This is a genomic window from Nocardioides asiaticus, from assembly GCF_040049175.1.
Classification (GTDB): domain Bacteria; phylum Actinomycetota; class Actinomycetes; order Propionibacteriales; family Nocardioidaceae; genus Nocardioides; species Nocardioides cheoyonin.
The window spans coordinates 323,419-336,197 of the sequence record NZ_JBDZDM010000001.1; the positions used below are offsets into that span (position 1 = coordinate 323,419).

At 71.6% G+C, this 12,779-nt stretch carries 11 protein-coding genes; 5 read left to right on the plus strand and 6 right to left on the minus strand.

What is annotated here, in order from left to right:
- Positions 1-14 precede the first annotated feature (14 nt).
- Positions 15-1,667 carry an ABC transporter substrate-binding protein gene (locus tag ABLE53_RS01555; RefSeq protein WP_348856786.1) on the minus strand — a complete coding sequence of 551 codons (1,653 nt, stop codon included), beginning with the start codon at positions 1,665-1,667 and terminating at the stop codon, positions 15-17.
- Positions 1,668-1,956: 289 nt separating this feature from the next.
- On the opposite strand from ABLE53_RS01555, the gene ABLE53_RS01560 reads away from it, so the two are divergent.
- Positions 1,957-2,178 carry a hypothetical protein gene (locus ABLE53_RS01560; protein ID WP_348856787.1) on the plus strand — a complete coding sequence of 74 codons (222 nt, stop codon included), beginning with the start codon at positions 1,957-1,959 and terminating at the stop codon, positions 2,176-2,178.
- 28 nt (positions 2,179-2,206) lie between these two features.
- Here the strand turns inward: ABLE53_RS01560 and dapB are convergent, their stop codons facing one another.
- Positions 2,207-2,950, minus strand: coding sequence for a 4-hydroxy-tetrahydrodipicolinate reductase (dapB, locus tag ABLE53_RS01565; RefSeq protein WP_348856788.1), 744 nt, complete (start codon positions 2,948-2,950; stop codon positions 2,207-2,209).
- Positions 2,951-2,989: 39 nt separating this feature from the next.
- Here dapB and ABLE53_RS01570 point away from each other — a divergent pair, with 39 nt between their 5' ends.
- Together ABLE53_RS01570 and ABLE53_RS01575 are read left to right on the plus strand one after the other, a co-directional pair.
- Positions 2,990-3,562 (plus strand): DUF4232 domain-containing protein, encoded by a 573-nt coding sequence (locus ABLE53_RS01570; RefSeq protein WP_348856789.1) that lies wholly within the window; start codon positions 2,990-2,992, stop codon positions 3,560-3,562.
- Positions 3,563-3,643: 81 nt separating this feature from the next.
- Positions 3,644-4,159 carry a class I SAM-dependent methyltransferase gene (locus tag ABLE53_RS01575; RefSeq protein WP_348856790.1) on the plus strand — a complete coding sequence of 172 codons (516 nt, stop codon included), beginning with the start codon at positions 3,644-3,646 and terminating at the stop codon, positions 4,157-4,159.
- Positions 4,160-4,176: 17 nt separating this feature from the next.
- Here ABLE53_RS01575 and ABLE53_RS01580 read toward each other — a convergent pair whose 3' ends face one another.
- The 4 genes from ABLE53_RS01580 to ABLE53_RS01595 all read right to left on the minus strand — a co-directional run bounded on the left by ABLE53_RS01580 (position 4,177) and on the right by ABLE53_RS01595 (position 10,831).
- Positions 4,177-5,544, minus strand: coding sequence for a M16 family metallopeptidase (locus ABLE53_RS01580; RefSeq protein WP_348856791.1), 1,368 nt, complete (start codon positions 5,542-5,544; stop codon positions 4,177-4,179).
- Between the two features lie 10 nt (positions 5,545-5,554).
- Positions 5,555-7,801 carry a polyribonucleotide nucleotidyltransferase gene (locus tag ABLE53_RS01585; RefSeq protein WP_348856792.1) on the minus strand — a complete coding sequence of 749 codons (2,247 nt, stop codon included), beginning with the start codon at positions 7,799-7,801 and terminating at the stop codon, positions 5,555-5,557.
- Positions 7,802-8,191: 390 nt separating this feature from the next.
- On the minus strand, positions 8,192-8,467 hold the full coding sequence (rpsO, locus tag ABLE53_RS01590) for a 30S ribosomal protein S15 (RefSeq protein WP_348856793.1): 276 nt from the start codon (positions 8,465-8,467) through the stop codon (positions 8,192-8,194).
- Positions 8,468-8,647: 180 nt separating this feature from the next.
- Positions 8,648-10,831, minus strand: coding sequence for an MMPL family transporter (locus tag ABLE53_RS01595; RefSeq protein ID WP_348856794.1), 2,184 nt, complete (start codon positions 10,829-10,831; stop codon positions 8,648-8,650).
- Positions 10,832-10,973: 142 nt separating this feature from the next.
- Here ABLE53_RS01595 and ABLE53_RS01600 point away from each other — a divergent pair, with 142 nt between their 5' ends.
- Both ABLE53_RS01600 and ABLE53_RS01605 read left to right on the plus strand, forming a co-directional pair.
- The gene (locus tag ABLE53_RS01600; RefSeq protein WP_348856795.1) at positions 10,974-12,152 is read left to right on the plus strand and encodes a sensor histidine kinase; all 1,179 of its coding nucleotides are present in this window, start codon (positions 10,974-10,976) and stop codon (positions 12,150-12,152) included.
- Positions 12,104-12,745, plus strand: a complete 642-nt coding sequence (locus ABLE53_RS01605) for a LuxR C-terminal-related transcriptional regulator (RefSeq protein ID WP_348856796.1) — start codon at positions 12,104-12,106, stop codon at positions 12,743-12,745. Before ABLE53_RS01600 ends, ABLE53_RS01605 begins: the two co-directional genes overlap by 49 nt.
- The last annotated feature ends 34 nt before the right edge of the window (positions 12,746-12,779 follow it).

Consider the following 12,779-nt stretch of genomic DNA (forward strand, 5'->3'; position numbering starts at 1 on the left):
CCGGTCCCGCGCGCTCAGTCCGCGACGTACGCCGCGCCGCTGATGCGGACGACGCCGTCGGAGAAGACCGACACCCCGGCGATCGAGTCGGACACGCCGGTGATGTTGCGCTGGCGGTAGAGGTAGATGATCGGGTTGTCCTTCTGGACCTGCGTGACCGCCTTGCCGTAGAGCTCGGCCCGCTTGGCCGTGTCGGTCGTCGCCGCCGCCTGCGCGAGCCAGGTGTCCACGTTCTTGTTGCTGTAGGACGAGTAGTTGTTGCCGGCCCCGGTGGTCAGGAAGTTGTAGGTGTTGCCGTTCGGGTCGACGCGGCCCGACCAGCCGAGCTGGATGGTCTCGTACTTCCCGGCCGAATCGTTGTCGAGCAGCGTGGTGTACTCCACCGGGTCGATCTTCAGGTCGAAGCCGCCCTCCTTCACCTGCGCCTGGAGCGCCTGGGCGAGCTCGAGGCTGCCCGAGGTGTTGGAGGTCTGCATGTGGATCGTGAGCGGCACCTTCACGCCGGCGTCCTGCAGCATCTTCTTCGCCTTCGCCGGGTCGTACGCCGGGCAGGCGTTGCTGGCCTCGGTCGCGAAGTCGGTTCCGGGCGCGATCGGCGAGCACGCCGGGTCGTAGTAGCCCTGGAACACGCTCTGCACGAGCTGCTCACGGTTGATGGACATCGACAGCGCCTGGCGTACGACGGGGTTCTTCGCCAGCGGCGTGTCGATCTGCACCGGGGGCTCGCCGACGCCCTTCTGGTTGGCGATGTTGACCTGGATGCCCTGGTAGCCGTACGACGGCACCTGCATGACGGTCAGGTCCTTCTGGCTGCGCAGGTCCTCGACGTCGGAGGGGTCGATCGAGTCGGCGATCTGGACGTCGCCGGACTTGAGGTTGGCCGCCCGGATCGAGGGGTCGGTCATGATCTTGTAGACGATCTTGTCGAGGTGGATGCTGTCGGCGTCGTAGTAGTTCGGGTCCTTCTCGACGGTGATCGAGGTCGCCGGGACCCGGTCGACGAACTTGAACGGCCCGACGCAGACCGGGTGGTCGGCGAAGTGGTCGCCCTCCTTCGCCAGCGCCGTGGGCGACATGATCATGCCGGCGCGGTCGGCGAGCGAGGCGGTCAGCGGCGAGAACGGCTCCTTGAAGCCGAGGGTGACCTCGTACTTGCCGGTCGCCTTGATCGACGTCAGCGTGCCGAGCTCGCTGGCGCGGGCCGAGTCGGGCTTGGTCATGTCGCGCTTGAGCGTCGTGACGACCGCGGCGGCGTCGAACGGCGTGCCGTCGGCGAACTTCACGCCCTCCTTCACCGGGAAGGTGGCGGTCTTGCCGCCGTCGCTCAGCTTCGGCAGTGCGGTGGCGAGCATCGGCACGATCTGGCCGTCGGCGTCGATGTCGTACAGCTTCTGGCACATCGTCTCCATGACGTACCTCGTGTAGAGCGACGAGGACGTCGTGGGGTCGAGGCCGTCGGGGTCGGCGGACAGGCCCATGGTGAGCGTGCCGCCCTCCTTCACCTTCTTGTCGCCGATCGGCAGCGTGGTGACCGACTTGCCGGCCACCTCGTCGGAGGACTTGTGGGAGGTCGTCTGCGTCTCGCTGCAGCCGGTGGCGGCGAGGGCGAGGAGGACCGCGGCTGCGGGCAGCAGCAGGCGCCGCCCGGGGATGGGGGTACGAGGCATGGTCAGGGTCCCGAGTTGGTGAGGGGTGAACGGGCAGTTGTATACAATGTAGGAGCAAACAGACGTCTTCGTATACGGCCTGTTCCTGTTCTGTTAACTCGTGCCGGTGTGGCGCCGGCGAGCGATCCGGCTCGCCGGCGTACGCCGAATCGGGGGCTGTCGCGGCGCGCCTCTTGAAATCCGTGTGGCGTGGGTCACCATGGATCTCGCCGTCGTACGACGGCCGCCCTAGGCGTCGGCAAGACCGCCGACGCGACCATGGGCGAGATCGACACAGAGGTGGCGTTCGATGTTCGGTCGTCTTCCCGTGCTGCACCAGGCCCTGGTCGTCGTGACCAGCCTGGTCGTGGGTGTGCTGGCGGGGCTGTGGGTCGCCCACTTCACCGCCCTGCAGGTCGCGGGTCCGGTGGGTGCGGGCGTCGGCGGTGTCGTCGGGGTCCTCACGGCGTACGCCCTGGTGCACGAGCGGCACCGCCCTCACGCGCACCGGCTCAGGGTGCGCCGCCACTAGGCGAGCAGGGGTCGCCAGCCGGTGGCCCCTAGAGACCGAGGACGTGCTCCAGGCCGACGGTGAGGCCGGGGTGGTCGGAGACCGCCCGCAGGCCGGCGAGCGCGCCCTGGGTGAACGAGGCCCGGTCGAGCGAGTCGTGCCGGATCGTGAGGGTCTCCCCCACGCCGCCGAGGACCACCTCCTGGTGGGCCACCAGGCCACGGATGCGCAGTGCGTGGACGCGGATGCCGTCCACCTCGGCTCCGCGGGCGCCGTCGAGGGCGGTCTCGGTGGCGTCCGGGACGGCGCCCGCCCCGGCGGCGCGACGCGCCTCGGCGATCAGGTGGGCGGTCCGCTGGGCGGTGCCGGACGGGGCGTCGGCCTTCGTCGGGTGGTGGAGCTCGACGATCTCGACGGACTCGAAGTACGGCGCCGCCTTCGCCGCCAGCTGCATCATCAGGATCGCGCCGATCGAGAAGTTGGGGGCGATCAGGACGCCGACGCCCGGCGCGTCGGCGAGCCAGCCGCGGAGGGTGGCGAGCCGCTCGTCGTCGAAGCCCGTCGTACCCACGACCGCGTGGATGCCGTGCTCGACGCAGAACCGCAGGTTGTCCATCACCGCGGCCGGCGTTGTCACGTCGACGACCGCCTCGGCGCCCGCCTCGACGAGCGTGTCGAGGGTGTCCTGTGAGCCGATCCGGGCCACGAGCTCGAGGTCGTCGGAGGCCCCGATCCCCTCGCAGATGACGCTTCCGAGCTTGCCCTTCGCTCCCAGCACTCCGACCTTCGTCACGCGCCTCAACCTACTAGCCGCCGCGCGCGTCGCAGGGGTGTGGCAGCCACCGCGAGACGTCTCGTCGTACTCCTCCTGCTTCCGCTCGTGCCGCTCGCGGCCTGCGGCGACGCGCGTACGCCGGAGGCGGGCAGGTCGCCGACCGCCGACGCCGAGCGGGCGCCCTCGTGCCGCGCCGACCAGCTCCGCGTGACGCGGGCGGAGGCGGGCGCGGCGATGGGCACGGTCTACGTGAACTACGTCGTACGCCGCGTCGCCGGCCCGGTCTGCTCGGTGCGGGGGCGCCCGACCCTCACCCCGCACACGGTCGAGGGCGTGCCGGTCCCGGTGCAGGTGGTCAGGGACGACGCGACCGGAGTCTCCGGCTACCGGAGGCCCGTCGTGCTGCGTGGCGCCCGGACGGCCACCTTCCAGGTCGGCTGGAGCGACGGCTGGTGCACGGCGCCCGTCCACGTCGACGGGCTGCTCGTCGACGTCGGCGGCGCTGTGGTCGAGGCGGCCGGCCTCGGCCGCAGCCCGTCCTGCTACGGCGAACCAGGGGGCGGTGCGACGCCGGTCTTCGTGTCGCAGTCGCTCCATCCCAGCGGCCTCCGCGGCCGTCGTACCGGCTGACGCGCCGCCGTGCCCGGCTCCGTGCTGTCCCTGTGCAGGGGTGGAGGCGCATCGGTGGCGGAGTCTGGCAGGCTTGGGACCATGGTGGTGCAGACGATTCCGGCACGGATCCGTTGGGCCGTGGACTTCATGGACGTCCAGCCGAACGACCACATCCTGGAGGTCGGATGCGGCCCCGGCGCCGGTGCCGAGCTGATCTGCAGCCGCCTCGAGACCGGGAAGCTGTTCGCCATCGACCGCTCGGAGTCGGGGGTCGACCGGACGAAGCGCCGCTGCGCGAGGTTCATCGAGGCCGGCCGTCTCACGGTCCGCCAGATCGACCTGGCCACCCTGCGGGTGCCGGTGAAGCGGCTCAACAAGGTGTTCGCGTTCAACGTCAACCTGTTCTGGGTGCGCGACGCCTCCGCCGAGGTCGCCCTGCTCCACGAGCGCGTGCTCCCCGGCGGCACCGTCAACATCTTCTACGAGGCCACCCGCCGCGAGGCAGTGCCGGAGATGATCGAGAAGACCTCCAAGACCCTCGTCGAGGCAGGCTTCCGGGTCTCCATCGTCGACAGCAAGCAGCCCGCCGCCGTCGGCATCATCGGCAAGCGCTGATCCCGCCGAGTCGGCGGTCAGGCGGGCCCGACGATCGCGAGCAGCTCGGGCCGGCCGAAGACCTCGGCGGCGATCTTGGCGCAGTCCTCGAGGGTGACGGCGTCGATCCGGGCCAGCACGTCGTCGATCGTGAGCAGCTCGTCGTGGACGAGCTCGGCCTTGCCGATGCGGGACATCCGGGAGGCGGAGTCCTCGAGACCGAGGACGAGGCCGCCGCGGAGCTGCCCCTTCCCGAGCTCGAGCTCGTCGAGGGTGATGCCCTCCTCGGCGACCCGGGCGAGCTCGGCGCGCACCGTCTCCAGCACGTCGTCGAGCTTGGCCGGCAGGCAGCCGACCGAGACGCCGACGAGGCCGGTCTCGGCGTGGCTGCTGGTGAAGGAGAAGACGGAGTACGCCAGCCCGCGGCGCTCGCGGACCTCCTGGAACAGCCGGCTCGAGGTGCCGCCGCCGACGGCGGTGTTGAGCACGCCGAGCGCGAACCGACGGTCGTCGTCGCGGCGCAGCCCCTCCATGCCGAGCACCAGGTTGACCTGCTCGAACGGCCGCTGCGCCTCGACCTGCCCCGGGATGACGGGCAGCGGGCTGCCGCCGCGCGGCGCGACCGGGGTGGCCCGGCGCTCGAGGAAGCCCGCCCGGCCGAAGGCGTCGACGACCTCCGCGACCACCGTCTCGTGGTCGAGGTTGCCGGCGGCCGAGACGACGATCTGCTCGGGGCGGTAGCGCTCGCGGTAGAAGGCGTGGATCGCGTCGCGGTCCAGGGCGGAGATCGACTCCTCCGTGCCGGCGATGCCGCGACCGAGCGGCGTGTCCTCGCCCCACGCCTGGGCGGCGAAGAGGTTGTGGACGACGTCGTCGGGGTCGTCGTCGTGCATCGCGATCTCGTCGAGGATGACGTCGCGCTCCGCCTCGACGTCCTCGGGGGTGATCAGCGAGGAGGTCACCATGTCGCTGAGCACGTCGATCGCCAGCGGCAGGTCGTCGTCGAGGACGCGGGCGTGGAAGCAGGTGTACTCCTTCGCCGTGAAGGCGTTGAACTCCCCGCCCACGCGGTCGAGCGCGACCGAGATGTCGAGCGCGCTCCGGTCGGCCGTGCCCTTGAAGAGCAGGTGCTCGAGGAAGTGCGACGCGCCGTGGAGCTCGGCCGACTCGTCCCGCGAGCCGACGCCGACCCAGACCCCGACCGCCGCGGAGCGTACGCCGGCCATCTGCTCGGTCACGATGCGCAGCCCGCTGGGGTGGACCGTACGGCGTACGAGCGAGGTCACCACGCCCGACGGGTCGACCGCCCGCTCCAGCGTGACGGTCGTCCCGGGGGCCTGTGAAGAACCGGACGACCGGCCGGCAGGGATCTGCCGGCCGGTCGTCCGGGTGTTGCGTGAAGCCATCTCGGCTACGTCACTCCTCCGACGCGGCGTCGGCGGTCTCGGCCTCGGCGGCCTCGGCCGGCTCGCCCTCGGTCTCCTCGAGGACGGGAGCCAGCGAGAGCTTGCCGCGGTCGTCGATCTCGACGATCTCGACCTGGATCTTCTGGCCGACCTCGACGACGTCCTCGACCGACTCCACCCGCTTGCCGCCGTTGAGGGCGCGCAGCTTGGTGATGTGGAGCAGGCCGTCCTTGCCCGGGAGCAGGGAGACGAACGCACCGAAGTTGGTCGTCTTGACGACGGTGCCGAGGTAGCGCTCCCCGACCTCCGGCATCTGCGGGTTGGCGATCGCGTTGATCGCCGACCGCGCGGCCTCGGCCGAGGTGCCGTCGGTGGCGCCGATGTAGACGGTGCCGTCGTCCTCGATCGAGATCGTGGCGCCGGTGTCGTCCTGGATCTGGTTGATCACCTTGCCCTTCGGGCCGATGACCTCGCCGATCTTGTCGACCGGGACCTTCACGGAGATGATCCGCGGGGCGTACGGCGACATCTCCTCGACGCCGCCGATCGCCTCGGCCATGACGTCGAGGATGGTCAGGCGGGCGTCCTTGGCCTGGTTGAGGGCCTGGGCGAGGACCTCCGCCGGGATGCCGTCGAGCTTGGTGTCGAGCTGCAGCGCGGTGACGAAGTCCTTGGTGCCGGCGACCTTGAAGTCCATGTCGCCGTAGGCGTCCTCGGCGCCGAGGATGTCGGTCAGCGCGACGTAGGACGTCTTGCCGTCGATCTCGCCGGAGATCAGGCCCATCGCGATGCCGGCGACCGGCGCCTTGAGCGGCACGCCGGCTGAGAGCAGCGACATGGTCGAGGCGCAGACCGAGCCCATCGACGTGGAGCCGTTGGAGCCCATCGCCTCGGAGACCTGGCGGATGGCGTAGGGGAACTCCTCGCGCGTGGGCAGCACCGGCACGAGGGCGCGGCCGGCGAGGGCACCGTGGCCGATCTCGCGGCGCTTCGGCGAGCCGACCCGGCCGGTCTCACCGGTGGAGTACGGCGGGAAGTTGTAGTTGTGCATGTAGCGCCGGTGCGTCTCGGGCGACAGCGTGTCGAGCTGCTGCTCCATCTTGAGCATGTTGAGCGTGGTGACGCCGAGGATCTGGGTCTCGCCGCGCTCGAACAGCGCCGAGCCGTGGACCCGCGGGATCACGCCGACCTCGGCGTGGAGCGGGCGGATGTCGGCGAGACCACGACCGTCGATGCGGACCTTGTCGCGCAGCACCCGCTCGCGGACCAGCTTCTTGTTGAGCGCGCGGAAGGCGGCACCGATCTCGCCCTCGCGGCCCTCGAAGTCGGCACCGATCTTGTCGAGCAGCGCGGCCTTGATCTCGTCGATGCGCTCCTCGCGCTCCTGCTTGCCGCCGATGGTCAGTGCCTCGGCGGTCTCGGTCGCGACGGCGGCCTCGACGGCGGCGTAGACGTCGTCCTGGTAGTCCAGGAAGATCGGGAACTCCTGGACCGGCTTGGCGGCCTGCTTGGCGAGCTCGACCTGGGCCTCGCACAGCTGCTTGATGAAGACCTTCGCGGCCTCCATGCCGCCGGCGACGACGTCCTCGGTCGGGGCCTGCTTGCCCTGGCTGGTGACCAGCTCCCAGGTGGACTCGGTGGACTCGGCCTCGACCATCATGATGGCGACGTCGCCGGTCTCGGTGACGCGGCCGGCGATGACCATGTCGAAGACGGCGTCCTCGAGCTGGCTGTGAGTCGGGAAGCCCACCCACTGGCCGTCGATGAGGGCGACGCGCACGCCGCCGACCGGGCCGGAGAACGGCAGGCCGGAGAGCTGCGTCGACATCGAGGCGGCGTTGATCGCGAGCACGTCGTACGGCGTGTCGGGGTCGAGCGCCAGGACGGTGATGACGACCTGGACCTCGTTGCGCAGGCCCTTCTTGAAGGTCGGGCGCAGCGGGCGGTCGATGAGGCGGCAGGTGAGGATGGCGTCCTCGGAGGGGCGGCCCTCGCGACGGAAGAAGGAGCCGGGGATGCGGCCGGCGGCGTACATCCGCTCCTCGACATCGATGGTGAGCGGGAAGAAGTCGAAGTGCTCCTTCGGCTGCTTCGAGGCCGTCGTGGCGGACAGCAGCATGGTCTCGTCGTCGAGGTAGGCGGTCACCGATCCGGCGGCCTGGCGGGCGAGGAGCCCGGTCTCGAACTTGACGGTCCGCTTGCCGTACTTGCCGTTGTCGATGACTGTCTCGACGGCGGAGATGACGGGTTCGGTCAAGACTTGTTCCTTGTCTTGTCTCGGAGCGCACCCGCCTTCACATGGCCGGTCTTCGATCGAGGCCCTCAGGGTCCCGGCCCGGTCACGGGCCCGAAGGGATCCTGGAAGCCACTACCGAGGACCGAGCCGGACGGGGCGGGTCGCTCCTGGTGATGTGATTGTCCGCGTACGACGGCGAGTGCCGCATCGCACGCAGGAGCAGCCTATCGGTCACCCACCCGAAACGCAGAACGAGCGGCCACCCCGCAGGGTGACCGCTCGTCCGTCGAAGCGTGAGATCAGCGTTGGCCGGCGCGTGCGGCCGCAAGGCGGAGGGCCGAAGGCGGCCTTCAAGCGGAGCGGGCCGTCAAGGCCCGACAACGCAGCGGATGCTCCGCCGGCCGGCGCTGATCAACGACGCAGACCGAGCTTCTCGATAATGGAGCGGTAGCGCTCGATGTCCTTCTTCTGAAGGTAGTTGAGCAGGCGGCGGCGCTGGCCGACGAGCAGCAGGAGCCCACGACGGCTGTGGTGGTCGTGCTTGTGCTCCTTGAGGTGCTCGGTCAGGTGCGAGATGCGGTGGCTCAGCAGCGCGATCTGCACCTCCGGCGAGCCGGTGTCGCCCTCGGTCGTGGCGTACTCGGCGATGATCTTCTTCTTGGTCTCCGCGTCGGTACCGATCGACATACGGGTCTCCTTCCGGCTCTGCGAGCCACTCGTTGCGCGGCGCGCCCGGGCCCGTTCACCGGGGCACTCTGGATCCGCGGCCGTTGTGACGGCGTGTCGCCCACCCGGACGGACCGGGGTGGCAACCGGACAACTCTATCCCGCCGCCGGTTGCCCGACCCAATCGCGGACGACCACCGGTCAGTCCGCCGCCGCGTACGCCGGCTCGGGCTCCTCCACGACCTCGCCGCGTACGCCGGGCCGACGACGCGGCCACCAGACCCGCTCCCCCAGCAGCACGAGGGCGGCGGGGAGCAGGACGAGGCGTACGACGGTCGCGTCGAGCAGGATCGCCACCGCGAGCGCCACCCCCATGGTCTTCATCTCGAGCATCGAGAGGCTCGCGAAGATCGCGAACACCGATACCATCACCGCCGCCGCGCTGGTGACCACGCCGGCGCTGCCGGCGATCCCCTTCTCGACGGCGAGCCGGGTCGGCAGGCCGCGGTCGACGTGCTCGCGGACCCGGCTGATCACGAAGACGTGGTAGTCCATCGACAGCCCGACGAGCACCACCAGGACGAACAGTGGCAGCCAGTCGATGACGAAGCCCGGCGAGTGGAAGCCCAGTGCTGCCTCCAGCCAGCCGTGCTGGAAGACGAGCGTCATCACCCCGAAGGCGGCGCCCACGGAGCCGAGGTTGAGCAGCGTCGAGAGCAACCCGAGGACGATGCTCCGGAACGTCGCGACCATGATCAGCATCGTCAGCGCGAGGACGAACCCGATCACCAGCAGCAGCCGTCCGCTCTGCTTGTCGGCGAAGTCGAGGCTCTCCGCGGGGTCGCCGCCGACGGCGTGGTCGACGACGTGCCGGTCGCCGGCGAGGGCCTGCGGGAGCAGCTCGCCGCGCAGCTGCCGGATCGCGCCCGGTGTCCGGTCGTCCGCCTCGTCCCACGGCAGCCCGAGGGTGAGCACCGCCGTACGCCCGTCGCGGGAGGTCTGCGCCGGCTGCGAGGGGGCGACGAAGTCGCCGGTCGCGACCGCCTCGCGGACGAGCCGGTCGTAGGCCTCCTGCGCGGCACCCGGGGTGCCGTCGGTGCGCAGGACGACCCGGGCCGATGACTCGCTGTCGCTCGGGAAGGACGCCGCCATCGCCCGGTAGGTGGCCACCTCCGGGATGTCGCGGGGCAGCGTGTCGAGGGTCGCCGAGTGGGTGCGCATCCCCAGCGCCGGCACGGCCAGGGCCGCGATCCCGACGCCGGCGAGGAGCACCGCCACGAGCGGCCGGCGTACGACGGGGCGCAGCAGGCGGCTGCTGATGCCGCCACGGCCGATGCGCCGGTTGAGCCGCCACAGCAGCGGCACCCGCGGCCGGTCGACCCAGCGGCCCAGCTTCACCAGCAGCGCCGGGAGCACGGTGATCGAGCCGAGCACCGCGACCGCCACGACGACGATCGAGCCCGCGGCGAGCGAGTTGAACGTGGCGTCGTCGATGACGAACAGCCCGGCGAGCGCCGCGATCACCGCGCCGCCGGAGACCAGGATCGAGTGGCCGGACGTCTCGGCGGCGATGTCGACCGCGTCCCGCGTCGTACGCCCGGCGAGCCGCTCCTCGCGCTCGCGCTTGAGGTAGAAGAGCGAGTAGTCGACGCCGACGGCCATGCCGATGAGAACGATCATGCTCGAGGTCGTCATGTCGGCCGGGATCAGGTGCGAGAGCGGCGCCAGCAGTCCGATCGTGGCGGCCACGCTCGTGGCCGCGAGCAGCACCGGGATGCCGGCCGCGATGAGCGCGCCGAAGGCGACCAGCATCAGCACGAGCGTCACCGGCAGGCTGCTGGTCTCGGCCGACCCGAGGTCGCTGCCGACCCGGTCGTTGATCGCGGCGTCGACGGTGACGTCGCCCGCCTCGCGGACGCGGAGGTCCGGATGCTCGTGCTGTACGCCGGCCACGGCCGCCCGCAGGCCGGCTATCTCGCCCAGCTCGTCGGCGTCGCGGGTCAGCTCGACCGGCACCAGCACCGCGCTGCGGTCGGGGCTCACCACCGGCGCTCCGACCCGCGCGACCTCGGGCAGGTCGCCGGCGCGGTCGCGCAACTGGGTCGACGCGACACGGGCGTCGGCGAGGTCGAGGCTGCCGCCGCGGGCGGTGAGCAGGACGTTCTCGGAGTCGCCGCCCTCGAGGCCGGCCTTCGCGACCAGGGCGTCGGCCCGGCCGGACTCCCCGACGCGGTAGTCGGCGTCGGAGGTCTCCTTCGTCGGGATCGCGGTCGCGCAGCCGACCGCGACGAGCACGAACACGACCCAGGCCAGGATCGCGCGCCAGGGATGGCGGGCGCTCCAGCGCGCCGCGCGCATCGGTACTGCAGTCAGTGGGTTGCCCATGTCTGTGCCTCCTACGGCTCTCGTGTCCACCGGGCTCCTCCACGGTCCCGTCCGGGACCGCCGCCGTCAGGGGCCCTCGCACCCGTCCCGTGGTGGTGCCAGCACCACTGCGCGCCGCCGCTCGGCGCGGCAGGATGGCGGTATGAGCACGAACGCCGCCGGCGAGGCGCGCCGACCCGCTGGTCGGGTCCGGCTGGCGGCGTACGCCTTCGCCCAGCTCCTGCTCGCCGTGCCGGTGCTCCTGCTGTTCGCGCTGTGGTGGGTGGCGGGCGTGCTCGTCGTCGTCTGGGTCGGCGTGCCGCTCGTCGTCGGCGTGGGCGTCGCGCTGCGCGCGGTCGCGACCGCGCACCGCCGGATGGCCGCCGACACGCTCGGCCAGCCCGTGCAGCGGCCCTACCGGCCACTCGACGGCGGGCTGCTCGCCCGCATGCAAGGGGTGCTCGGCGACCCGATGACGTGGCGCGACCTGGCCTGGGCGCTCGCCGCGGTGACGGTCGGGTTCACCCTCGCGCTGCTGACGACCATCCTGCTGCTCGGCGTCGTGACGACCGTCCTGTGGTGGTACGCCGTGCGTCCCCTGCTGCAGCTGCGGTCCCGGGTCGACCTCTTCTTCCTGGCCTACAGCCGCACCGAGCGGCTCGAGCAGCGGGTGCAGGCCCTCACCGAGAGCAGGGCCGAGCTGGTCGACCACTCCGCCGCCGAGCTGCGCCGGCTCGAGCGCGACCTGCACGATGGCGCCCAGGCCCGGCTGGTCGCGCTCTCGATGAGCCTCGGTCGCGCCGAGGAGGCCTTCGACGAGGACCCCGAGAAGGCCCGGCGCCTCGTCGGCGACGCCCGCGAGACGACGGCGGCGGCGATCGGCGACCTCCGCTCCGTCGTACGCGGCATCCACCCGCCGGTGCTCGCCGACCGGGGGCTCGGCGGCGCCGTCGAGGCGCTCGCGCTCGACATGTCGCTGCCCGGCGGGCCGGTCGAGGTCGAGACCAACCTGCCCGGGCGACCCCCGGCACCGGTGGAGTCGGCCGTCTACTTCGGCGTCGCCGAGTGCCTCGCCAACGTCGGCAAGCACGCCGGTGCGAGCCGCGCGTGGGTGCACCTGGCCCATCGCGACGGCATCCTCCGGGCGGTCGTCGGTGACGACGGGCGCGGCGGCGCCTCCCCCGAGGACGGGACGGGCATGCTGGGCGTCATGCGCCGGCTGGCGGCGTTCGACGGCACACTGTCGGTCTCCAGCCCGCCCGGCGGACCGACCCTCGTCACCCTGGAGGTCCCGTGCGACTTGTCCTCGCCGAAGACCACGCGCTCCTCCGCGCCGGGCTGATCGAGCTGCTCGCCGACCGCGGCTTCACGATCCTGCACGCGGTCGACAACGCCCCGGAGCTGCATGGCGCCCTGCGGGACCCGGAGGCGGAGGCCGCCGTGCTCGACGTACGCCTGCCGCCGACGCAGACCGACGAGGGCCTGCGGGCCGCCATCGCGATCCGCGAGGAGCGACCGGGGTTCCCGGTGATGGTCCTGTCGCAGTACGTCGAGCGCCTCTACGCCCGCGAGCTGCTCGCGTCCGGCGCTGGCGCGGTCGGCTACCTGCTGAAGGACCGGGTCTCCGACGTGGCCGAGTTCGTCGACGGCGTACGCCGCGTGGCGGCGGGCGGCACGGTCCTGGACCCCGAGGTGGTCTCGGCGGTGCTCGCGGCGAAGCGCGAGGAGCCGCTGGACCGGCTCACTCCGCGCGAGCGGGAAGTGCTGGGGCTGATGGCCGAAGGGCGCTCCAACGCGGCGATCGCCCAGCGGCTGACCGTCACGGAGAAGGCGGTGCAGAAGCACATCAACTCGATCTTCGCCAAGCTCGACCTGCCGGTCGGCGAGGACGACCACCGCCGGGTGCGCGCCGTGCTCGCCTGGCTGCACCTGTAGGGGGCGCGGACGCGGGTGTGCCACGATCGGTGGC

Excerpts from the sequence above, each read along its gene's own strand:
- rpsO (WP_348856793.1), bottom strand. The coding sequence starts at position 8,467 with ATGTCGATCGGTACCGACGCGGAGACCAAGAAGAAGATCATCGCCGAG.
- ABLE53_RS01560 (WP_348856787.1), top strand. The coding sequence starts at position 1,957 with ATGTTCGGTCGTCTTCCCGTGCTGCACCAGGCCCTGGTCGTCGTGACC.
- ABLE53_RS01580 (WP_348856791.1), bottom strand. The coding sequence starts at position 5,544 with ATGGCTTCACGCAACACCCGGACGACCGGCCGGCAGATCCCTGCCGGC.
- ABLE53_RS01555 (WP_348856786.1), bottom strand. The coding sequence starts at position 1,667 with ATGCCTCGTACCCCCATCCCCGGGCGGCGCCTGCTGCTGCCCGCAGCC.
- ABLE53_RS01600 (WP_348856795.1), top strand. The coding sequence starts at position 10,974 with ATGAGCACGAACGCCGCCGGCGAGGCGCGCCGACCCGCTGGTCGGGTC.
- ABLE53_RS01595 (WP_348856794.1), bottom strand. The coding sequence starts at position 10,831 with ATGGGCAACCCACTGACTGCAGTACCGATGCGCGCGGCGCGCTGGAGC.
- ABLE53_RS01575 (WP_348856790.1), top strand. The coding sequence starts at position 3,644 with ATGGTGGTGCAGACGATTCCGGCACGGATCCGTTGGGCCGTGGACTTC.